The 20,859-nt window shown below is 40.7% G+C and carries 19 protein-coding genes; 3 read left to right on the forward strand and 16 right to left on the reverse strand.

Annotation, left to right across the window (positions count from 1 at the left end):
• The first annotated feature begins 27 nt into the window (after positions 1–27).
• Positions 28–576, forward strand: a complete 549-nt coding sequence (locus tag ACTO1Y_RS04390; RefSeq protein ID WP_441348489.1) for an NADPH-dependent FMN reductase — start codon at positions 28–30, stop codon at positions 574–576.
• Positions 577–631: 55 nt separating this feature from the next.
• Here ACTO1Y_RS04390 and ACTO1Y_RS04395 read toward each other — a convergent pair whose 3' ends face one another.
• Entirely contained in the window at positions 632–1,822 is a 1,191-nt protein-coding gene (locus tag ACTO1Y_RS04395) for an O-antigen ligase family protein (protein WP_441348490.1), read from the reverse strand.
• A gap of 214 nt (positions 1,823–2,036) precedes the next feature.
• On the opposite strand from ACTO1Y_RS04395, the gene birA reads away from it, so the two are divergent.
• Complete coding sequence (gene birA / locus ACTO1Y_RS04400; protein WP_441348491.1) at positions 2,037–2,972, forward strand: bifunctional biotin--[acetyl-CoA-carboxylase] ligase/biotin operon repressor BirA; 936 nt, start codon at positions 2,037–2,039, stop codon at positions 2,970–2,972.
• Positions 2,973–3,032: 60 nt separating this feature from the next.
• Here the strand turns inward: birA and ACTO1Y_RS04405 are convergent, their stop codons facing one another.
• The 11 genes from ACTO1Y_RS04405 to ACTO1Y_RS04455 form a co-directional block, all read right to left on the reverse strand.
• A complete protein-coding gene (locus ACTO1Y_RS04405) occupies positions 3,033–4,223 on the reverse strand; it encodes an acetate kinase (protein WP_235083873.1) in 1,191 nt (396 codons plus the stop codon).
• 49 nt (positions 4,224–4,272) lie between these two features.
• Positions 4,273–5,226 (reverse strand): class I SAM-dependent methyltransferase, encoded by a 954-nt coding sequence (locus ACTO1Y_RS04410; protein ID WP_441348492.1) that lies wholly within the window; start codon positions 5,224–5,226, stop codon positions 4,273–4,275.
• A gap of 96 nt (positions 5,227–5,322) precedes the next feature.
• Entirely contained in the window at positions 5,323–6,930 is a 1,608-nt protein-coding gene (locus ACTO1Y_RS04415) for a CTP synthase (RefSeq protein ID WP_441348493.1), read from the reverse strand.
• Between the two features lie 280 nt (positions 6,931–7,210).
• Positions 7,211–7,786 carry a DNA-directed RNA polymerase subunit delta gene (gene rpoE, locus ACTO1Y_RS04420; protein WP_441348494.1) on the reverse strand — a complete coding sequence of 192 codons (576 nt, stop codon included), beginning with the start codon at positions 7,784–7,786 and terminating at the stop codon, positions 7,211–7,213.
• Between the two features lie 177 nt (positions 7,787–7,963).
• The gene (locus tag ACTO1Y_RS04425) at positions 7,964–9,163 is read right to left on the reverse strand and encodes an ABC transporter permease (protein WP_441348495.1); all 1,200 of its coding nucleotides are present in this window, start codon (positions 9,161–9,163) and stop codon (positions 7,964–7,966) included.
• On the reverse strand, positions 9,160–10,053 hold the full coding sequence (locus tag ACTO1Y_RS04430; RefSeq protein ID WP_303943457.1) for an ABC transporter ATP-binding protein: 894 nt from the start codon (positions 10,051–10,053) through the stop codon (positions 9,160–9,162). Before ACTO1Y_RS04430 ends, ACTO1Y_RS04425 begins: the two co-directional genes overlap by 4 nt.
• Before the next feature lie 195 nt (positions 10,054–10,248).
• On the reverse strand, positions 10,249–12,654 hold the full coding sequence (pheT, locus tag ACTO1Y_RS04435) for a phenylalanine--tRNA ligase subunit beta (RefSeq protein WP_441348496.1): 2,406 nt from the start codon (positions 12,652–12,654) through the stop codon (positions 10,249–10,251).
• Between the two features lie 130 nt (positions 12,655–12,784).
• Positions 12,785–13,831 carry a phenylalanine--tRNA ligase subunit alpha gene (pheS, locus tag ACTO1Y_RS04440; RefSeq protein WP_441348497.1) on the reverse strand — a complete coding sequence of 349 codons (1,047 nt, stop codon included), beginning with the start codon at positions 13,829–13,831 and terminating at the stop codon, positions 12,785–12,787.
• Positions 13,832–14,108: 277 nt separating this feature from the next.
• Positions 14,109–14,825 (reverse strand): LD-carboxypeptidase LdcB/DacB, encoded by a 717-nt coding sequence (gene ldcB, locus ACTO1Y_RS04445; RefSeq protein WP_441348498.1) that lies wholly within the window; start codon positions 14,823–14,825, stop codon positions 14,109–14,111.
• A gap of 11 nt (positions 14,826–14,836) precedes the next feature.
• On the reverse strand, positions 14,837–15,298 hold the full coding sequence (locus ACTO1Y_RS04450) for an HIT family protein (protein WP_441348499.1): 462 nt from the start codon (positions 15,296–15,298) through the stop codon (positions 14,837–14,839).
• 1 nt (position 15,299) lies between these two features.
• Positions 15,300–16,337 (reverse strand): M42 family metallopeptidase, encoded by a 1,038-nt coding sequence (locus ACTO1Y_RS04455; protein ID WP_303943461.1) that lies wholly within the window; start codon positions 16,335–16,337, stop codon positions 15,300–15,302.
• Between the two features lie 133 nt (positions 16,338–16,470).
• Between ACTO1Y_RS04455 and ACTO1Y_RS04460 the strand changes: the two genes are divergently transcribed.
• A complete protein-coding gene (locus tag ACTO1Y_RS04460) occupies positions 16,471–17,010 on the forward strand; it encodes a DUF1307 domain-containing protein (protein ID WP_303943462.1) in 540 nt (179 codons plus the stop codon).
• A gap of 37 nt (positions 17,011–17,047) precedes the next feature.
• Here the strand turns inward: ACTO1Y_RS04460 and brnQ are convergent, their stop codons facing one another.
• The 4 genes from brnQ to pepV form a co-directional block, all read right to left on the reverse strand.
• Complete coding sequence (gene brnQ, locus ACTO1Y_RS04465; protein WP_303943463.1) at positions 17,048–18,373, reverse strand: branched-chain amino acid transport system II carrier protein; 1,326 nt, start codon at positions 18,371–18,373, stop codon at positions 17,048–17,050.
• Between the two features lie 161 nt (positions 18,374–18,534).
• Positions 18,535–18,816 carry a rhodanese-like domain-containing protein gene (locus ACTO1Y_RS04470; RefSeq protein ID WP_303943464.1) on the reverse strand — a complete coding sequence of 94 codons (282 nt, stop codon included), beginning with the start codon at positions 18,814–18,816 and terminating at the stop codon, positions 18,535–18,537.
• Positions 18,813–19,403 (reverse strand): uracil-DNA glycosylase family protein, encoded by a 591-nt coding sequence (locus ACTO1Y_RS04475; RefSeq protein WP_441348500.1) that lies wholly within the window; start codon positions 19,401–19,403, stop codon positions 18,813–18,815. Before ACTO1Y_RS04475 ends, ACTO1Y_RS04470 begins: the two co-directional genes overlap by 4 nt.
• A 52-nt stretch (positions 19,404–19,455) precedes the next feature.
• A complete protein-coding gene (gene pepV / locus ACTO1Y_RS04480) occupies positions 19,456–20,856 on the reverse strand; it encodes a dipeptidase PepV (RefSeq protein ID WP_441348501.1) in 1,401 nt (466 codons plus the stop codon).
• Positions 20,857–20,859: the final 3 nt, after the last annotated feature.

Raw genomic sequence — 20,859 nt, forward strand, 5'->3', positions numbered from 1 at the left:
CTGATTAAAATTTAAAGGAGACACCCTATGTCTAAAAAAGTATTATTTATCGTTGGTTCACTTCGTGAAGGTTCTTTTAACCACCAAATGGCCCTAGAAGCTGAAAAAGCTCTTGCTGGAAAAGCTGAGGTAAGCTACCTTGACTACTCAGCCATTCCTCTCTTCAACCAAGAACTTGAAGTTCCAACTCTTCCATCTGTTGCGGCTGCTCGTGAAGCTGTTTTAGCTGCTGATGCCATCTGGATTTTCTCTCCAGTCTACAACTTCTCAATTCCTGGAACAGTGAAAAACTTGCTTGACTGGCTTTCACGTGCCATCGACTTGTCTGATACCCGTGGAGCATCTGCACTTCAAGATAAGATTGTTACAGTATCTTCAGTTGCGAATGCAGGTCATGATCAGCTCTTTACGATTTACAAAGACCTCTTGCCATTCATCCGTACACAAGTTGTTGGTGGTTTCACTGCAGCTCGTGTCAACGATTCTGCTTGGGAAGATGGTAAATTAGTTCTCGAAGACAGCGTTGCTGCTTCTTTGAAACAACAAGCAGAAGACTTGCTTCAAGCTATTCAATAATTGCAACAAAAGGAAAAAGATAGTAGACAAATGTTATTTCTACTATCTTTTTTTGTTAATCAACAAGTTCTGCAATCATACTATGTTTGAGTGGTAGACTACACATCACTAGAAGGAAGATAAATGAAGACTGAACCCAGAAGAGGGCCAAGTCAAAAATTCCATGCACAGCAACCACTGTTAAAAATGAAAGATAGAGTCCAAGAATCGGTCGTTTACTTGGTACTTGACTCATATCAATTAATTTTCGGATTGGATCTGAAGAAGCAATCCCTAACAAGACAGTCCCTACTACACCGTAACTCAATATTGTATCGATATAGATACTATGCGCATGTTCATGATAAGGTGCAAAAATACGAGGATAAGCATGCATGTATGTTAGCGGGCCTTCTCCCCAGAAGGGGTTTTGTTTGAATAAGGTCATACCTGCATTCCAGATAGACACACGTTCTTCCATAGATGAATCAAGTGTTCCCATTCGAACTCCTAAATCACTAGAGAAGAGAAAGGCCAAGCCGATACCAAAGACTCCAATACTTAACCAGAAAGCACGCCAGTTTTTAATGGTAGTGAAAAGATAAATAATCGCACCAAATATGATAGCTGGAAATGCCGTTCTATTTTGAGTAAAGTTGAGCCCGAATAAATTCGCAAAGATTGCAATCACTGAGAAGATTTTCAACCATCTTAATCTAGTCGTACTTATCAGATAAAAACCAATCATGATACAGAAACAACAGATAATCCCATAATAGTTAGGATTAAAGAAGGCTACTTCAGCCCGATTCTGATGCCAAACCTGCATCTTTGGTGATAAGAAGGTATAATCAAATTTCTTAACAATTTGAAAATGCTCTAGAGCTGCGAAAACTGAGGCTAACACACTAAGCGATAAAATCCCTTGTAATACCAATCTAAAAAATTTAGGGGTTAGATGAGCCTGGTAATAGTAAAAGAAAATCGCAAAGAGGAACATTCCTAAAGTAGCAACCATCCCCATGACATTTTGAGCCAGAAGAGAGATGACACCACTATAGCCAATAAATAAAAGAAGAATAGCATGGTTAGAGAGTCGTTTTAGAATCCCCTTCATTTCTCCTGTAAATATCAGACCTATTAAATAAGCGATAAAAATAATGACGAAAATATAAAAAGGCAAGAAAATACTTAGAATAACAGCTAGCAAGATAAGTTCTTGCTTAGAGAAGCCTTTCAATTTTTCAATGATACCTATTGATTTCACAACAGATCCTTTCTCTCTGTGCCTTAGAGCTCAGATATATAAACTATTAAAACATTTTACCATTTTTCAAAGAATTTGAAAACCACTTTTTCTATATCATCCTAACTAAAACTTGGTAAAACTTTATAAGAAACGAGGATTCCTCTCATAAAAGCAGTCTATCTTTTGTAAAATTATGGTACAATTAAATTAATTTTCCCGGAAAGGCTCTACCATGAAATCTTACCAAGAAGTTTATAAAATATTAGCTAGTGAAACTGATTATTTAAGTGGAGAAAAAATTGCTGAACTATTAAACCTCTCTCGAACTTCTGTTTGGAAAGCGATTCAGCGTCTCCAACAGGAAGGTTTAGAAATTGACAGCATCAAAAACCGTGGCTACAAACTTCTTCGTGGAGACCTTATCTTACCTCAAGAAATCGAAAACAACAGCCCTATCACTGTTCAATTTAAACCTATCACCAAATCGACCCAGACTGATGCTAAGGAGGCCATGGAAGCTGGTACCAAAGGAGATACACTCTACCTCTCAACTAGCCAAACGATGGGCCGTGGTCGATTTCAGCGTCCCTACTACTCTCCAGACAAGGGGGGAATCTATATGTCCCTCCACCTAAAACCTAATCTTTCTTATCTAGATTTACCAGCTTACACACTCTTGACTGCAGCTGCTATTTATAAGGCTGTTAAAAATTTGAGCTTGATTGATTTAGACATCAAGTGGGTAAATGATCTGTATCTAAATCAGAAAAAAATAGCCGGTATCCTAACTGAAGCTATTACTTCTGTCGAAACCGGACTTGTTACAGATGTTATTATTGGTGTTGGGATTAACTTTTCTATCGCTGACTTTCCCAAAAATCTACAAGGGAAAGCTGGAAGTCTCTTCTCTCAGGACAGTCCTATCACTCGCAATGAACTGATTGCTGAAATCTGGAAATGTTTCTACGAAACAGATGCAGATGAGCTACTTTATCTCTATAAAAAACGCTCCATCGTTTTAGGAAAAGAAATTTCCTTCAAGAAGGATCAGGAAATAATCACAGGAAAAGCCTGTGACATTTCGGATCAGGGCCAACTGCAGATAGAATTAGCCACTGGTGAAAAAATCTGGCTCAATAGCGGTGAAGTTTCGCTTACCAAATGGTAAATACTCGTCAACAATATAAAAAATCGACCTCTCTATTGAGAAGGTCGATTTTCTTATCGTTTATTTTTTCAAACGTTCAACATCACGCGCAATAACAAGTTCTTCATCAGTTGGGATGACAAGGACACGAATTTTTGCAGCATCTGTAGAGATGTCTCCAGTTACACCAAAAACATTTTTCTCTGGATCTACATCACAACCGAACCAAGAAATACCAGTGATAACTTTTTCACGTACATCAGCTGCATTTTCACCAACACCAGCCGTAAAGATGATAGCATCAGCTCCGTTTAGGACTGCCAAGTATTGTCCAATATGTTTTTGGATACGGTCAACGTACATTTCAAGAGCCAAGGTTGCATCAGGATCACCTGCTTCCATCGCTGCTTCTACATCACGCATGTCACTAGATTTACCAAAAATACCTTGTAAACCTGACTCACGGTTCAATACATTGATTATATCTTCTGGTGTATTAAAATCATTTGTATGTTCCATAAGGTAAGGAATGATAGCTGGATCGATATCACCAGTACGTGTACCCATCATCACACCTGCAAGTGGTGTGAATCCCATAGATGTATCAACAGATTTTCCACCCTTAACCGCAGTAATAGAACCACCGTTACCGATATGACATGTAATTAATTTTAATTCTTCAAGTGGACGTCCCAACAGTTTTGCTGCTTCTTGAGCTACGAATTGATGGCTAGTTCCGTGAGCACCATATTTACGAACTTTATTTTCTGTGTAATATTTAGTTGGCAGTGGGTAGCGGTAAGCTTTCTCAGGCATAGTTGAGTGGAAAGATGTATCAAAAACAGCAACACTAGTTACGTTTGGTAACAATTCCTTGAAAGCGCGAATTCCGGCTACGTTAGCTGGAGTATGTAGTGGTGCAAGTAGACCCAACTCTTCGATTTGAGCCAATACGTCACCTTCTACTACTACAGAGTCTGTAAAGACTTCACCACCAGCAACAACACGGTGTCCAACTCCTGTGATTTCATCGTAAGATTTGATAATATCAAAACGAATCAAGTCATCAAGCAAAATTTTAACAGCAACAGTATGATTTTCAATATCAGTGATTTCTTTTTCAGCACGACCATCGAATTTAACTGTTGAGATAGAATCTTTCAAACCAATGCGTTCAATTAAACCTTTAGCAAGAACCTGTTCTTCTGGCATTTGATACAGTTGCCATTTCAAACTTGAGCTACCGGCATTAATTGCAATTGTTTTAGACATAATTTTTCCCCTTTTTTAAGCGTTTTCAACTATTATATCAAAATTTACATTAGATTTCATGTTCTTGACACCAATTTTGAAAATTTTCCTTAAATTCCATCAAAATTTCAGGGGCACGAAGACTCGTAAGTGGATAAACAAATGGTTCAATCGCTTCTCCCGTCTTCTTCTGTAGAACAAAAATTGTTTTAGACTGTGCTCCCTGTGCAAAGAGATCATCTGGTAAAGCTATGATTGCTACTAGTTGGGCTTTTTCAGTCAGCCATGATTTTAAAAGTTCACTCTGAGGACTCGTCAAAAGGTCCGTTGGAGCTAGAAAAATTGCATAACCACCTGTCTTAAGATACTTGAGTGATTGTTCCATTAACAGATGATGAGCATAGGTATGTTCATCTTTAGCTGCTACTTGATAACGCGAGGCTGTCTGATCATCTGGGTAGTAGCCGACCGGTAGATCGCTCACAATAATATCACTTTCTTTTAATACTTGTGGACGCACTGCATCTCCTTGGACAAAGCCCATTTGTAGATCCATAACTTCAGCCATGCTTGCTGCCAAATCAATCAAGAGATCATCTAGCTCTATTCCAAGGTAATCAACCTTTTTGTTCATGGATGTTAAGAAGATAGCTCCCAGAATGCCCATTCCAGAACCTAACTCTAACAGACTTAGATCTTCAGTAGGACAAAGCTGTTCTATGATAAAAATCATCAAGTGACCAATGGCATCTGGCGTGAACTGGTGGTTGGCTTGAAGAGGTTCTGTTTGCGCTGCCTTCATTAACAAAAATTGATAGGTCCGTAGCCACTCCTCTTTTCGAAGTGCCAAACGTTTTAAGGCATGGTTATTTTTTTTGACTTGTTCCAGATTGGTTTGACCATCTAGATAAATCCCATTTTGTTCAATCAAGGCGTCATAAAAGCTAGTCGCCAAATCGTTTTGAATGATTTGGACATTTTCTAATAAATAGGTATATGCTTGTTCAATTTTTTCAAAATCCATAATCTTATCTTACCAAATTCAGAGCTGATTTTCCAGATTTTCATGATACTGAAATCAAATAAAAACCTCTGAGTTGACTCTCAAAGGTTTATTCTACTATTTACGATTTTCAACTGCAGCTGTCACAAAAGCAGTGTAGAGTTCTTCTGGACGGTTTGGGCGACTTGAAAGCTCTGGATGGTACTGACAAGCCACAAAGAATTTGTTTTCTGGAATCTCAACTATTTCGACCAAGCGGTTATCTGGTGACACTCCTGAAAAGACAAAACCTGCTCCTTCAAACTGTTCACGGAAGGCATTGTTAAATTCATAACGGTGACGGTGACGACGTTGCACCACCTCTTTGTTATGATAAGCTGCCGCTGCCTTAGAACCACGTTTTAGCTTAGAAGGATAAAGTCCCAAACGAAGGGTTCCTCCCATGTCCTCAACATCAATCTGATCACGCATGATGTCGATGATAGGATAGTTTGTGTCAGGATCAAGCTCTGCTGAATTAGCTCCTTCAAGTCCTAAGACATTACGTGCAAACTCGATACAGGTCAACTGCATACCCAAGCAGACTCCAAGCATTGGTACATCATTTTCACGTGCATAGCGAATCGCTTCAATCTTACCTTCTGTTCCACGTTGACCAAAACCACCTGGCACAATGATCCCGTCAGCATCCGATAGGAGTTCTGCCACATTTTCAGCTGTCACGTCATTGGCATTGACCCAATCAATCTTCACTTCTGCATCATTGGCATAACCAGAGTGTTTTAAAGCTTCAACTACAGAGATATAAGCATCTTGTAACTCGACATATTTACCAACAAGTGCAATCTTGACTTGTTTTTTGAGGTTCATAACCTTATCAACCATAGCTGACCATTCTGTCATATCTGCTGCAGGTGCATCAATTTTCAAATGGTCACAAACGATTTGATCCATACCTTGTGCTTGCAGATTAAGTGGGATTTGGTAAAGATGATCCACGTCCAAGGACTCAATAACTGCTTCTGGTGCCACATCACAGAACTGGGCTAGTTTATTTTTAATCCCTTGTCCAGCTGGCTTTTCAGTACGGATGACCAACATATTTGGTTGAATACCCAAACCACGCAATTCTTTAACAGAGTGTTGAGTTGGCTTGGTTTTCATTTCACCAGCTGCCTTGAGGTAAGGAAGCAAAGTTGTATGGATATACATAACATTATCAGCACCGACATCTGCCTTCATCTGACGAAGAGCTTCTAAGAATGGAAGGGACTCGATATCGCCGACTGTTCCACCAACCTCTGTAATAATGACATCAGAGTCTGTCGTAAGAGCAGCACGCTTGATTTTTTCTTTCAAGGCATCTGTAATATGAGGAATAACTTGGACAGTTGCACCCAAATATTCACCGCGGCGTTCCTTACGAAGAACTTCGCTGTAGATTTTACCAGTTGTCACGTTTGAGTATTTATTGAGGTTGATATCGATGAAACGTTCATAGTGACCCAAGTCCAAATCTGTCTCAGCCCCATCATCAGTTACAAAGACTTCCCCATGCTGATATGGGCTCATGGTCCCTGGGTCTATATTGATATAAGGGTCAAATTTTTGAATGGTCACCTTCAAACCACGGTTTTTTAAAAGACGTCCAAGGCTCGCTGCAACGATCCCTTTCCCAATAGACGACACCACCCCACCAGTTACAAAAATATATTTCGTAGACATAGATTCCTCTTTCTAAAATGCTCAAGGTCCTGCTCACTAGTAGGGGAGATAGAAAACAAGACCTTCATCAATAACCACAATCCAGGATAAAAGTTCCTGGAAAAACAAAAATAGCTCCCTAATAACTAGGGAGCTCCGACCTCTAAAAGAGGTGCCCGAACAATATCTTACCTCAATTTGACTCATTTGTCAAATCAAATTGACTATCAGATTTTAGTGTCTTACCTTCAAGTATGAACAATCATTAAAAAAACAAGGAAATTTCCCTTGCTTTTTTGTATTATTCTTCTTCATCCTCAGAATCTTCGTCATCTTCTTCATTAAGATCGACATCTTCTCCAAGATCATCTGGTGCAATTTCGTTGATTTCAGCGTCGTATGCTTCTACTTCGTTCTTCTCATCATCTGGATTTTCATCATCATAAGAAAGAGCTGGATCTTCTTGGTAGGCATCTTCATCTTCTGGATCATCTGCGCCATAATCAATGGCATCAGCATCTCCGTCCATAAAGGCATTAACGCGTTTTTTCTTAGCTTTAGGAGCTACTTCCTCATCATCACTTTCCTCAAGCGCAATGATTTCTTCGTCAATTTCATCTACTCCATACCATGAACGAAGTCCCCATTTGTTATCTCCAAGAGAGATAAAGCTACCATCGAAGTTCAATTCTGTATAGAACAAAGGTAGTGCTTCACGAATATCGCTATTAGAGGTACCAAGATAGTTTTGGATTTCATTGACCAAATCGCTAAAATGCATTTCGTGATCGCGACCACGGAGTTCCAAGATGGCACGAGCCACCTCAATCATAGATAGTTCACTTTTTTCTTGCCCAGCAAATACTTCTAATTCCAAAGAGTTTCTCCTCATTTTTTACTACTAACGCCAGAGCATATAAACTCTGGTCTCATTTTATCATGTACTCTTTATTGTACGATAATTTTCGTTATTAGTCAAAGGTTTAGAAGAAATTAATGTGAAATATTTCAGCTAATTGAAAGACCTGGGAGATACACTCTCAGGTCCACTACTTTATTTATAGCTCAAAGCTCGTTTAAAGGTTTTCCAGATGCCTAAGTCATCTGTTTGAAGGACTAGGCTGGCATACATACGTCCGATAAAGGCTGTTGCAGTCACGGCAAATACAACTGTTATAGCAAGCGAAATCCATGCTTCTAAACTACTTGCATAACCATTAATAGCTCTAAAAGGCATAAAGAAAGTTGAGATAAATGGGATATATGAGCCAATCCTCAAAACCAAATTATCTCCAGATGTTCCTAAAGCAGTTACTCCAATAAATCCTACCATAATTAAAAGCATCAAAGGCGACAAGGCTTTACCAGAGTCTTCAGGCCGAGAAACCATCGAACCTAGAAAGGCAGCCAAAACCACATACATAAAGAGACTGACTAAGACAAACAATAAGGTATTGACCGAAAAGGCTTCTCCCAAGTGGTTTAGAATACCTGAATTAGCCAAGAAAGGCATATCTTTAAAGAATAAGAGAGCTCCAAATCCTCCAATGACGTAAATGCCAATATGGGTCAAAATGACAAGAAGTAAAGCAATCATACGTGCGTAAAAGTAATGGCTAGCTCGAATACTTGAGAAGACCACTTCCATGATTTTTGTACCTTTTTCACTGGCCACTTCTTGAGCGGTGACACTAGCATAAGTAATCAAAATCATATAGAGGAAGAAGCCTAGTCCTGCAGCCGCAAAGGTCTGAACCATCTTTTTATTTTCCTTGGCTTCATCTATCTGCTCTGTGAATTGAATTGTTTGCTCCAAACGTTTTTCCTGTTCCTGAGACAAATTTGCTTCTGAACGGTTTAGTTGGTATTGGAGTTCATTCAACTTAGTGGTCACAGCTAACTTTATACCACTTTCAAGGGAAGTTTCACCATGATAGACTGCCTTTAGTACACCATCTTCTTGATCAATGGTCAAATAACCTTTTATTTTTTCATCCTTGATGGCTTCTTGGGCACTGGCTTCATCCTTATAGTCAAAGTTAATGCCATTGGTCGATTTGAGTCCTTCTGTAACAGCAGGTACCGAACTAACCACTGCTACCTTATTATTTTGAGCTAGAGAAGAACCTTGGAGATACCCGATTCCTCCAGACAAGCCGATAAAGAGAAATGGCGAGATTACCATAAAGAAGAAACTCCAGGATTTGACATGACGTAGATAGGTTTCTTTGATTACAACCAACATATTTCTCATACTTCCACCCCTGATTCTAGTTTAAAGATTTCATCGATTGTCGGAGCTTGCTGGTCAAAGGTCGCAATATAGTGTCCTTGAGTCAAGATAGCAAAGAGCTCCTGTCCAGCATTTTCGTCATCTAGAATAAGCTTCCAAATCCCCTGCTTGGTCAAGCTAGCATGAGTGACATGTGGGAGTTTTTCCAACTCTTCCTGACTCTTTTCACTTGCAACAAAGAGACGAGTTTTACCGTATTGATTACGGACATCTTGGACTGGTCCATGCAAGACGACACGACCATCACGAATCATCAGGATATCATCACACAGCTCTTCGACATTGGTCATGACGTGGTCAGAAAAGATAATGGTCGCTCCACGTTCTTTTTCTTTGAGGATAACCTGCTTGAGCAACTCGGTATTAACTGGATCTAAACCACTAAAGGGTTCATCGAGAATAATCAAATCTGGTTCATGCATTAAAGTAATGATCAGCTGAATCTTTTGTTGATTCCCTTTTGAGAGGCTCTTAATTTTGTCTGTCAGTTTTCCCTTAACTTCCAGTTTTTCCATCCATTGAGGGAGTTTTTCTTTGACCTCTTTTGCATCCATGCCTTTTAATGTTGCCAAATAACGCACTTGTTCAAGGACTGTCAGCTTAGGCATGAGACTACGTTCTTCGGGTAGATAGCCAATCCGAGCATAGGTTTCCTGACGGATTTCCTGGCCATCAAACTGAATCTCTCCCTGATAATCCAAAAATTTCAAAATACTGTGGAAAATAGTTGTTTTCCCAGCTCCATTTTTCCCAACTAGACCCAAAATACGTCCTGACCGTGCTTGACAATCTACACCAAACAAGACTTGCTTAGGACCAAAGCTTTTTTCAAGATTGCGGATTTCTAACATAATCTACCTCCTACGAATCTTATCCTCATTATACTCTTTTTAATAAACATTACAAGGATTTATGTACATTTTTATTGGTAGAATTCGCTTGGAATTTTTTATACAAAAATAATAAAATTCACATTTATTTATCTTTCCAATACCATGCATTTACCAAGATAAAAAAATCCATCCCAAGGGATGGATTGAAGGTTCTTAACGCACTTCTGCATTCACTTTTTCTTCGAGAGAAGCTTGGATTTTTTCCATGTAGCGTGCGACTTCTTCATCAGTCAAGCTATCTTCTGGATTTTGGAAGGTCAAGCTATAAGCCATTGACTTCATACCAAGTCCTAGTTTTTCGCCAGAGAAGACATCGAAGAGTTTGATATCAGTCAAACGCTTCACGCCAGCAGCTTTGATGGCGTCTACCACATCTTGATGAGTCACTTCTGCCTTTAGAAGAAGAGCAATATCACGGCTGACTGCTGGGAACTTAGTAATTTCCACAAATGGAGTAGCTGGTTGAAGTGATGCTTCAATAGCAGACAAGTTCAATTCTGCTACATAAGTTTCAGGGATATCATAAGCCTTAGCTGTTACAGGGTGGACTTGACCAAGGAAACCAAGGACTTGGTCACCGAGTGAGATCAAGGCTGTACGTCCTGGGTGAAGACTAGCAATTTCAGAGGTTGCTGTATAAGTCACTTCCAGTCCTAGGCGAGTAAAGAGGGCTTCAAGGATTCCCTTAGCATAGAAGAAGTCAACAGGAACTGCTGCTGTTTGGAAGTCTTTTTCAGCGACTAAGCCAGTCAAAGCAAAGGCGAAACTGTTGATTTCGTTTGGCAATTCTTCTTTTGGATTACCAGTTTGCTCAAAGACTTTTCCAATCTCATAAAGAGCCAAGTTTTTATTCTTACGTGCTACGTTGTAGGCAACTGTATCAAGGATACCAGAAACCATATTTTGACGGAGGACTGAACGGTCCACGGTCATTGGCCACATGAGCTCTGTCAAGTGACTTGGCTGAATCGTAAATTCAACTGCTTTTTCAGGAGTTGTCAGAGCATAAGTAATGATTTCTGTCAATCCAGCACCTTCAGCAATAGTCCGAACTTGACGACGGAGTTTTTGTGTCGCAGTCAATTCACCAGCTGTACCATCGTCTTTTGGAAGACTAGTTGGCAAGTGGTCATAACCATAGATACGCGCAATTTCTTCAAAGAGATCAGCTTCGATGGTAATATCCCAACGGCGACGTGGAACGCTCACTGTAAAGCTTTCTGCATTTCCAGAAAGTCCAAATCCAAGGCGACGGAAGACATCTTCTACATCGGCGTAGGAAAGCTCTGTACCAAGGACACGGTTAACGTCTGCAAGGGTTGAAGAAACTTCTACATCAGAAGTGTCAAGCTCACCTGCTGAAACAATACCTTTACGAACAGTTGCTCCTGCAAGCTCTGCAATCATGCTGGCTGCCGCATCAAGGGCTTCATTGACGGTTGCCACGTTGATGCCTTTTTCAAAGCGAGAAGATGATTCAGAACGAAGGTTAAGACGACCACTAGTCTTACGGATCGATTTGCCATTGAAGACAGCTGCTTCAAGGACAACACGACTAGAGTTTTCAGAGATTTCTGTAGCTTGACCACCCATAACACCTGCAAGGGCTACTGGTGTGTCAGCAACAGTAATCACTAAATCAGTTGTTTCCAACTCACGCTCTTCCCCATCCAAGGTTACCAATGTTTCACCTTCACGCGCTTCACGCACACGGATTTCGCTGCCTTCAAAGGTATCCAAGTCAAAGGCATGCATCGGCTGACCAAAGTAAAGAAGGATATAGTTGGTCACGTCCACCACGTTATTGATTGGACGGATGCCTTCATTCATGAGGAGGTTTTGCAACCATTGTGGACTTGGTGCGATGGTCACATTGTCCAAGATACGGGCTGCATAGTATGGAGACTTGTCTGTGTCAATGCTGACAGAAAGAGCATCGGCTGTAGCTTGGTCTGTTTCTGAAAGAGCAAATTCTTTAAAGTTAACTGCCTTGTCATAAATCGCTGCTACTTCGTACGCTACCCCACGCATAGAAAGAGCGTCTGCACGGTTTGGAGTGATAGAAAGCTCGATAATTTCATCATCCAAGTCTAGGTAAGAGAAGACTTCATCTCCTGGAACAGCATCTTGAGGCAAGATTTGGATCCCATCTGCAAATTCCTTTGGTACAACGGAGTCAGAAATGCCCAACTCACCAAGGGAACAGATCATCCCGAGTGACTCTAAGCCACGGATTTTCCCTTTTTTAATCTTGTAGTTATCTGCGATACGAGCACCTGGAAGAGCCACCATGACCTTGATGCCTGCACGCACATTTGGTGCTCCACAGACGATTTGACGGGCTTCTTCTTCACCCACATTGACTTGGCAGACATGCAAGTGTGTTTCTGGCACATCTTCACAAGACAAGACTTCTCCGACGACAATTTTTGAGAGACCAGCAGCAGGTGATTCCACACCTTCTACTTCGATTCCTGTGGTTGACATTTTTTCAGCCAACTCTTGTGATGGCACATCAATGTCCACCAATTCTTTTAACCATTTATAAGATACTAACATAATTCTGAGTATAAGATCTCAAGGAGCGAGACCTTTTCGATTCCTTTCTTTTTCTTCGAGTCAGCTCTTATCATTTCACATCGAGAGGAAATGATAAAAACTGTATAGGACTGTGTTTCAGGTTTCAATCTTATTTAAACTGTTCTGAGAAGCGGACATCGCCTTGGTAGAATCCACGGATATCGTTGATTCCGTAACGAAGCATGGCTACACGCTCTTGACCAAGACCGAAGGCAAAACCAGAGTAAACACTTGAATCAATCCCACTCATTTCAAGGACACGTGGGTGAACCATTCCGGCACCCATAATCTCGATCCAACCTGTTTTTTTACATACGTTACAGCCATCTCCACCACACTTGAAGCATGAAACGTCAACCTCAACAGATGGCTCGGTAAATGGGAAGTAAGATGGACGCAAACGAATTTGACGCTCTTCACCAAACATTTTTTGCACAATCAACTGAAGCGTTCCTTGAAGATCGGCCATAGAAATGTTTTTCCCGACAACCAAGCCTTCGATTTGGTGGAATTGGTGACTGTGGGTTGCATCGTCCGTATCACGACGGAATACACGCCCTGGTGAGATCATCTTCAAAGGACCTTTAGAGAAGTCATGGGCATCCATCGCACGCGCTTGAACTGGAGATGTGTGGGTACGGAGCAAGATTTCTTCTGTGATGTAGAAAGTATCCTGCATATCACGGGCTGGGTGGTCTTTTGGAAGGTTCATACGCTCAAAGTTGTAGTAGTCTTGTTCTACTTCAAATCCATCCACGACTTGGTAACCCATACCGATGAAGATATCTTCGATTTCTTCACTAGTTTGTGTGAGAACGTGACGGTGACCAGTCGCAACTGGACGACCTGGAAGCGTCACATCGATGCTCTCACTTGCTAGTTGAGCTGCAACCTTCTTTTCTTCCAAGAGCTTAGCTGTTTCTTCAAAGGCAGCTGTTAGGACGTCACGAGCCTCATTTACGTGTTTTCCGATAACAGGACGCATTTCAGCAGAAACGTCTTTCATCCCTTTAAGGATTTCAGTCAGTGACCCTTTTTTCCCAAGGACTGAGACACGCAATTCTTGCATCTCTTTTTCATTTTCAGCAGTAATCTGCTTCAAGCTAGCTAGCGTTTCTTCACGAAGCGCTTTTAATTGTTCTTCAATAGTTGACATAATTCCTCCATCAGTCGATTATCAGAAAAAAAGAAAACCACATGCCAAAAACTCCACTCGGAGCGTTGACACGCGGTACCATCCGTTTTCATCTGACAAGTCAGACCTTTATTTCTGAATCCCTGCGCAAGTGAATTCACCCAGTTTTCATATAGAGAGCTTTCAGTCACGGCTCTCCTCCCTGATATATTTCCCCTGAGATACTAGTCTTGCAGATTCCTATTTAATTACTAAATATTTTATCAAATTTCAAGCATTCTTGCAAGGTATTTTGCGCCTAATCAACATAGTCTCCACCTTCAAAGCCGTAATACTCTTCCAAACTGAGGCCACTTGCAGCGATGTCCTTGGCTTCTTTTCCGACGTAGCGAAGGTGCCATTCTTCAGCCATATAGCCTGTTTCTTTTTCCTTACCTTTGAGATAGCGAACGACAAAACCATAGTCTGCAGCATGGTCTAAAAGCCATTGAGCAGCCTTTTCTTCTGTCACTAAGTTTCCATTTGTTCCTATTAGGTCAAAGGCAAGCCCAGTTTGGTGTTCACTATAGCCAGGTCTTGCAGAATAGCGGTCAGCCTCAGCCTTGCCATCTTGGTTGACATAATCCTGATACAGTTTAACCTGAGTTTCATAACTTCTAAATCCACTATAGTGGTCGCTAATCGGGAATCCTGCTTGCTGCATTGCTGCAATAAGTTTTAACAGTTCTGCCTTTGCGGTAGGATTTTCTCCAGGATTATAATCTTTGGACATAGGATAATGCTTGTTAGCTACAACAATCTCATCATACTTACCTTGAATACTGTAGTGATCTCCTTTGTCTACTACTTCTGCCTTCTTTTGGCTAGCTTCCTGAGACTTGCTACCAACAGTTCCTTCTTGTACAGTCGATTGCTCTGAAGAAGTTTTTGCGTCAGAAGTCTCTGTTTTTTCTTGTGAACAAGCTGCCAATGTCAAGGCTAATAAGCTTGACAAGACAAGATATCTTTTTTTCATGGTTTATCCTCTCATATGATAACTTTATCCAATTCAACAGATAACAATTGGATTAAGTTTTGTAATTGTTTTGGTTGCACTTGGCAATCTTCTGCTGCCATTTCTTCCCAAGGAACCCACCAGACTGGACCACGCCCATTAAGTCCGTGTCCCTTCATATCACCAGCTCGTCTTGGAAAAATATGCCAGTGAACATGAGCGTCTCCATTTCCCAACAACTCTACATTCATCTTTTCAGCAGAAAAAGCCTTAGAGACAGCTTCCTGAACCAGACTCATTTCCTCTAAAAAGCGGAGTTTGACAGTTGGATGTAGATGATGTAATTCTGTGACATGTTCCTTGACTAGAAAAAGAGTGTAGCCTTCAAAATACTGGTGGTCTCCGATGACAACATAGCCTGTTTCCAGTTCTTTTACAAAGTAGGGATTTTCCCCTGCCTTAATCAATTCAATTCGATCACAAATCAAGCACATTTTAGTTTACCAAGTCACTCTTAAGATAAGCATCTACCATACGCTCAGTAGCCACTACAGAATCAACATGAGTCCGCTCGTAAGAGTGACTAGACTCAATACCTGCACCAAGAAGAGCGTGTTTGACTTCTGCTCCAGCTGACATAGCTGCAGAAGCATCCGAACCGTAAAATGGATAGATATCTAGTTTAAATGGAATGTCTTGCTCTTTTGCTAGAGCTACCAAGTGTTGGCGGAACTCGTAGTGATAAGGACCTGAAGCATCTTTAACACAGATAGAAACTGTGTACTCGTCTGTCTGCTGGTCATCTCCCATCGCTCCCATATCCACAGCCAGGTATTCGACAACTTGACTAGGAATACTTGAGTTAGCACCATGCCCCACTTCTTCAAAGACTGAAAAGGCAAAATGAGTAGTAACTGGAAGCTCAATCCCTTCTTCTTTATAGACTTTAAGGAGATTGAGGAGAATAGCTGCACTCACCTTGTCATCCAAATGACGAGACTTGATAAAGCCTGTATCAGTCACGATTGTTCGAGGGTCAAAGCTGATAAAATCTCCAACTTCGATACCGAGTGCGCGTGTTTCCTTATCATTTGTTACTTTTTCGTCCAAACGTACTTCCATATTGTCCTGCGTACGTTCAGCTGTCCCCGCATCCTTGTAGACATGGCAAGAAGTTTGGTGGATCAAAATCGTACCTGAAACTGTTTTTCCTGTACTAGCCACATGGACCGTACAATTTTCACCTTCAATCATATTCCAAGGATAGCCTCCAATACGGTCCATTTTGAGGCGACCGTCTGGTTTAATAGCACGAACGATAGCTCCCAAAGTATCCACATGGGCAGTCACATAGCGTTGTTGCTCGTCATTTTTACCTTTGATTGTTACGTTGACACCACCTTTGGCAGTACGGATTGGTTGATAACCTAGTTTTTCAAGAGTCTCAACCAAATAATTGGTAATTTCACGGGTAAAACCTGTTGGCGACGCGATAGCAGTTAGTTCTTTAATATATTCTACAGTTTGATTCATTTCTTCACCTCTTCCTAATATTATATCACTTTTCCCTTTTTAGGCTGAGCAAAAATGAAAAACTTAGATAATTTGATTGCAAAAGTAAGCTGTGATATAATGAAGTTAGTTCTTAATTATGAAAGGAAAAGACATGAACAAATATTTTAAAATGACTCTTTGTGTAGCTTTACCATTAGCTATCTTGTTGGGATGTTCAAAACAATCATCATCTTCATCAACTAGCTCAGCAAAAGGTGAAACTACACAGGTAGACTCTACTAGCCAACAAACTACAGAAAACAAATCTGAAGTAAAAACAGTGACCTTTGTAAATGATACTCATAGTGATCTTAATTCTACTTTAACATACACTGTAGATGGAGATAACGTATTGAAACATTCAGGTCATAACGTCTATGACCCAGAAGCTATCGGTACTACTGCAGAAAAACTCAAAGCATCCGTTGAAGAAGCTTATAAAGGCTATGAAGGCCTCAAAGGTGTTACTCATAGCATTGAGATTAAAGACGGAAAAGTCGTTCAACATACTGAAATTGACTTCACAGTTGCAAGTCTTGACGAACTTAAAAAAGCCTTACCAGATGAATACTCTGGTATTGGTGACAGTGTTAGCTTTAGCGCCTCTGAAAAAATGTTAAAAGATCTTGGATATACTGAAAAAACGAACTAAGAGTAATTGAAAAAACCTTGGCATAAGCCAAGGTTTTTTATTCCATTTCGAACGCTTCACTTTCTTGTTTATTTGGAAGAACGAGAGAAAGTAAGATTCCAACAATTGCTGGCACTAACCATGGTAGAGAGGCATCCGCGAATGGTAGCGCGTTAACGATATTTGCAAGAAAGTCAATCTTAAATGTAGATCCTAAAACACTGGCAATAGCAATGGCTGTGACAAACCCAACAGTCAACTGCATACCTGGTTTAGATAGGGCGATAAACTTATTAACAATCACAATCATGACAATGGCAATCGTGATTGGATACAAGACAACTAACACTGGTACTGAATACTTGATAATGGCACTCAAACCAAGATTTGCGATAGCAAAACCAATCAAGGTAAAGATAGTTGCATAAACTTTATAACTGATTTGTGGGAAGCGGTCGTTAAAGAATTCAGCTGTTGATACAATCAAGCCTACAGTCGTTGTGAAACAAGTCACCGTTACCATGACTGCAAGGAAAAATTGCGCTATCGAACCAAAGATTTCTTGCGTTGCTTGTGACAAGATATAAACTCCTGGAGTTCCTTCGCTCATCACTTCAGCTGGTACTGGGAAATGATTTCCAAGGAAACCTAGGCCAATGTATAAAGCACTAAATCCTAAAGCTACAACGATTCCAACGACCCAAATAGTTGAAATGTATTCTTTCTTACTTGAAAATCCAAGCTGTTTCAAGGTTTGAACAGCGATAACACTAAAGGCAACAGAAGCAAGCGCATCAAGTGTATTATATCCCTCAAGGAAACCTGCACCAAAGGCTGAAGTTTGATAGGCACCTGATGCTGCTTGCGGTGCGTTCCCACCATATTTAAAGGCCCCAAGGATAACCAAAACAACAATCAAAATCGCAAATACTGGAGTCAAGATTCGTCCGATACGATCCAAGATTTTTGAAGGATTCAGGGCGATTAAATAGGCAGCTACAAAGTAAAGAATGGTGAAGACAATCAAACCTAAACCTTTATTTGCTTGATCCAAGAGTGGACTAATACCAACTTCAAACGATGTCGTTGCTGTACGAGGGATGGCAAAGAATGGGCCAATCGACAAGTACAAAACTGCAAGATAAATCGTCGCAAACCATGGAGAAATTTTCTTAGAAATCTCATAGATATAACCCTTAGGATTAAGAGTCCCAATAATCAAAGTTAGGACGGCAATCCCAACACCTGAAAATACAAATCCTGCAATGGCAGGAATGAAGTTTTCTCCAGACTGTGCGCCTAGAGTTGGAGGGAAAATCAAGTTACCTGCTCCAAAAAATATTCCAAACAGAAGTAATCCTGTTAAAGCACCTTTTTTAGCCATAAACTCTCCTTATAACATTAAAATACTTTCTTAGTATAACATGTTTAAAGGCATGAAAAGGCTATCTCGAAATAATTCTAAAATGTTTTCAATTTTCGGAATTTTAGAGCAAATAAATTCCCCTTGAAACTTTTTTATTTTGGTCTCAAAGGGAGTTTTTCTTATTCTAAGGCATCCATGCCACCTTGGACATTGATAACTTCGTAGCCCTGTTCTGCAAGAAATTGACAAGCGCGTGCTGAACGCATTCCTGATTTGCAAATCACGTAGTAAAGTTTATCTTTGTCTAGTTGTTCAAAAGTGTCAGTCAGTTGACTGAGAGGGAAATTATGAGCACCTTCTAAATGAAGAGCCTCAAATTCCTCTACTCCTCTGACATCCAGCACAGAAAGTGACTCTTTCTGATAAAGCTGGTAAAAATCGTTAAAAGTAATTTCTTTCATTTTGTTTCTCCAAGAATCTTTTTGACTATAGTCTTCAAATCAGGTAGAACTTCTTCTTCAAACCAAGGATTTTTTTTCATCCAGATTTGGTTGCGTGGTGACGGATGCACCAAAGGGAAATAATCAGGCAAATAATCCTTAAAGCGATGCACACGATCCGTTACCTTACCACTGACCTTTTCATGCAGATAATAAGCCTGAGCATACTGGCCAATCAAGAGGGTTAATTGAATATCTGGCAACTCCTTCAAAAGTTTTGGGTGCCATTTTTCTGCAAAATCTGGACGAGGTGGTAGGTCACCCGATTTCCCATGTCCTGGAAAGTAGAAATCCATAGGCATGACTGCAAAGTAACCTGAATTATAAAACGTATCTTCATCCACACCTAGCCACTCTCGCAAGCGGTCACCACTTTTATCCTTCCAGTAAAGTCCTGCTTCTTGAGTTTTGAGTCCAGGAGCTTGCCCAATGATATTGATACGAGCAGTCTTTGGTGCTGCAAAAAGAGGCTCGATGCCTTGCTCAGTATAGCTGGCATTCTGTGGATCAGCCATGATGGCTTGCTTGATTTTTTCGATTTGAGACATCTGTTTCCCTCCAAAAAGAAGTCCAAGCATAAAATCTCAGACTTCTAGATCATTATTTGATCAATTCATAAATAGCTTCAGCGTAGATGGCTGCTGCACGGAAGAGATCATCCAAGGCGATAAATTCATTGGCCTGGTGCATAGTATCGATAGAATCTGGGAACATAGCACCGTAGGCTACACCACGCTCTAATAGACGTCCAAATGTTCCTCCACCGATGACCTGTTCGTGACCTTGAAGACCTGTTTGCTTTTCGTAAACATTCAACAAGGTTTGAACGAGTGGATCTTCCATTGGCACATAGTGAGGAGTGTGTCCATGTTCAGAAAGGCTGACTGAAGCAACTGGCAAGCTTTCAAGAACTGACTTGATTTGCTCTGGGCTTGTTCCTTTTGGATAACGGAAGTTGAGGGCAATAGTATTGTCAGCACTTGTTTCATCAAAGCGGAAGACACCCGCGTTCATAGAAAGGGCACCCATTTTTTCATCCACATGAGCAACCTTCAAATTCTTGCCTTCGTGGTCATTCAAGAGAATCTTACCAGCAATATCGAGGTAGTCTTTTGCAGGTCCTTCAAAAGCAAATTGGCTGAGGAAGAGGGCAAGATAAGTTGCACCATTGACACCTGAAGCAGGCATGGCACCATGGGCTGATTTACCAATTACAGTCACCTTGTACTGACCGTTTTCTTCTTGGATTTCTCCTCTGAGTTTGTGCTCTGCAACGAAGACGTCTAGTTTCCCTTGCAAATCCGCTAAATCACCTGAAACAACTGCTGTTGCTGACTCTGGTACCATGTTTTCGCGCAAACCACCTGTGAAGCTATGAAGACGAGCTGCACCAGTATTTTCACCAGCAAAGTGGAGGTATTCTGTGATATTTCCTTTTTCACCATTGATGATAGGGAATTCAGCATCTGGAGAGAAGCCAAAGTCTGGTTTTGCAAGTCCTACATGCTCAAAGTAGTAGTCCATATCTGCCCAACCTGACTCTTCGTCAGTTCCGACGATGAAACGAACTTTCTTAGAAGTTGGAAGTCCCAATTCTTTGATGATTTTCAAACCATAGTAACAAGCTGTAGTTGGTCCCTTGTCATCAGAAGCGCCACGCGCATAAAGACGACCATCTTTGATAGTTGGCGTGTAAGGGTCAGTGTCCCAACCACTACCTGCTGGCACTACGTCCATATGGGCAAAGATTCCGAGAACTTCTTCTCCTTCACCAAACTCGAAATGTCCGGCATAATTGTCGACATTTTTTGTTGGATAGCCATCGCGGTCTGCGATTTCAAGGAATTTTTCCAAGGCTTTTACTGGCCCAGGTCCAAATGGATGTTGCGCATTTGCCTTGCTATCATCACGTTCTGAGTTGATTTCTAAAAGGCTAAACAAGTCAGCCAAGAGATCTTCTTTGCGTTTTTCTACTTCTGCTGTAAAATCAATAACTGTCATTTT

Source organism: Streptococcus sp. V728, assembly GCF_052077995.1.
GTDB classification, from domain to species: Bacteria; Bacillota; Bacilli; order Lactobacillales; family Streptococcaceae; genus Streptococcus; species Streptococcus infantis_B.

Excerpts from the sequence above, each read along its gene's own strand:
- ACTO1Y_RS04405 (WP_235083873.1), bottom strand. The coding sequence starts at position 4,223 with ATGTCTAAAACAATTGCAATTAATGCCGGTAGCTCAAGTTTGAAATGG.
- pheT (WP_441348496.1), bottom strand. The coding sequence starts at position 12,654 with ATGTTAGTATCTTATAAATGGTTAAAAGAATTGGTGGACATTGATGTG.
- birA (WP_441348491.1), top strand. The coding sequence starts at position 2,037 with ATGAAATCTTACCAAGAAGTTTATAAAATATTAGCTAGTGAAACTGAT.
- ACTO1Y_RS04460 (WP_303943462.1), top strand. The coding sequence starts at position 16,471 with ATGAACAAATATTTTAAAATGACTCTTTGTGTAGCTTTACCATTAGCT.
- ACTO1Y_RS04430 (WP_303943457.1), bottom strand. The coding sequence starts at position 10,053 with ATGTTAGAAATCCGCAATCTTGAAAAAAGCTTTGGTCCTAAGCAAGTC.
- ACTO1Y_RS04415 (WP_441348493.1), bottom strand. The coding sequence starts at position 6,930 with ATGTCTACGAAATATATTTTTGTAACTGGTGGGGTGGTGTCGTCTATT.
- ACTO1Y_RS04475 (WP_441348500.1), bottom strand. The coding sequence starts at position 19,403 with ATGTCTCAAATCGAAAAAATCAAGCAAGCCATCATGGCTGATCCACAG.
- ACTO1Y_RS04410 (WP_441348492.1), bottom strand. The coding sequence starts at position 5,226 with ATGGATTTTGAAAAAATTGAACAAGCATATACCTATTTATTAGAAAAT.
- pepV (WP_441348501.1), bottom strand. The coding sequence starts at position 20,856 with ATGACAGTTATTGATTTTACAGCAGAAGTAGAAAAACGCAAAGAAGAT.
- ACTO1Y_RS04390 (WP_441348489.1), top strand. The coding sequence starts at position 28 with ATGTCTAAAAAAGTATTATTTATCGTTGGTTCACTTCGTGAAGGTTCT.
- ACTO1Y_RS04470 (WP_303943464.1), bottom strand. The coding sequence starts at position 18,816 with ATGAAAGAAATTACTTTTAACGATTTTTACCAGCTTTATCAGAAAGAG.
- ACTO1Y_RS04425 (WP_441348495.1), bottom strand. The coding sequence starts at position 9,163 with ATGAGAAATATGTTGGTTGTAATCAAAGAAACCTATCTACGTCATGTC.
- ACTO1Y_RS04455 (WP_303943461.1), bottom strand. The coding sequence starts at position 16,337 with ATGAATCAAACTGTAGAATATATTAAAGAACTAACTGCTATCGCGTCG.
- ACTO1Y_RS04450 (WP_441348499.1), bottom strand. The coding sequence starts at position 15,298 with ATGTGCTTGATTTGTGATCGAATTGAATTGATTAAGGCAGGGGAAAAT.
- pheS (WP_441348497.1), bottom strand. The coding sequence starts at position 13,831 with ATGTCAACTATTGAAGAACAATTAAAAGCGCTTCGTGAAGAAACGCTA.
- brnQ (WP_303943463.1), bottom strand. The coding sequence starts at position 18,373 with ATGGCTAAAAAAGGTGCTTTAACAGGATTACTTCTGTTTGGAATATTT.
- ldcB (WP_441348498.1), bottom strand. The coding sequence starts at position 14,825 with ATGAAAAAAAGATATCTTGTCTTGTCAAGCTTATTAGCCTTGACATTG.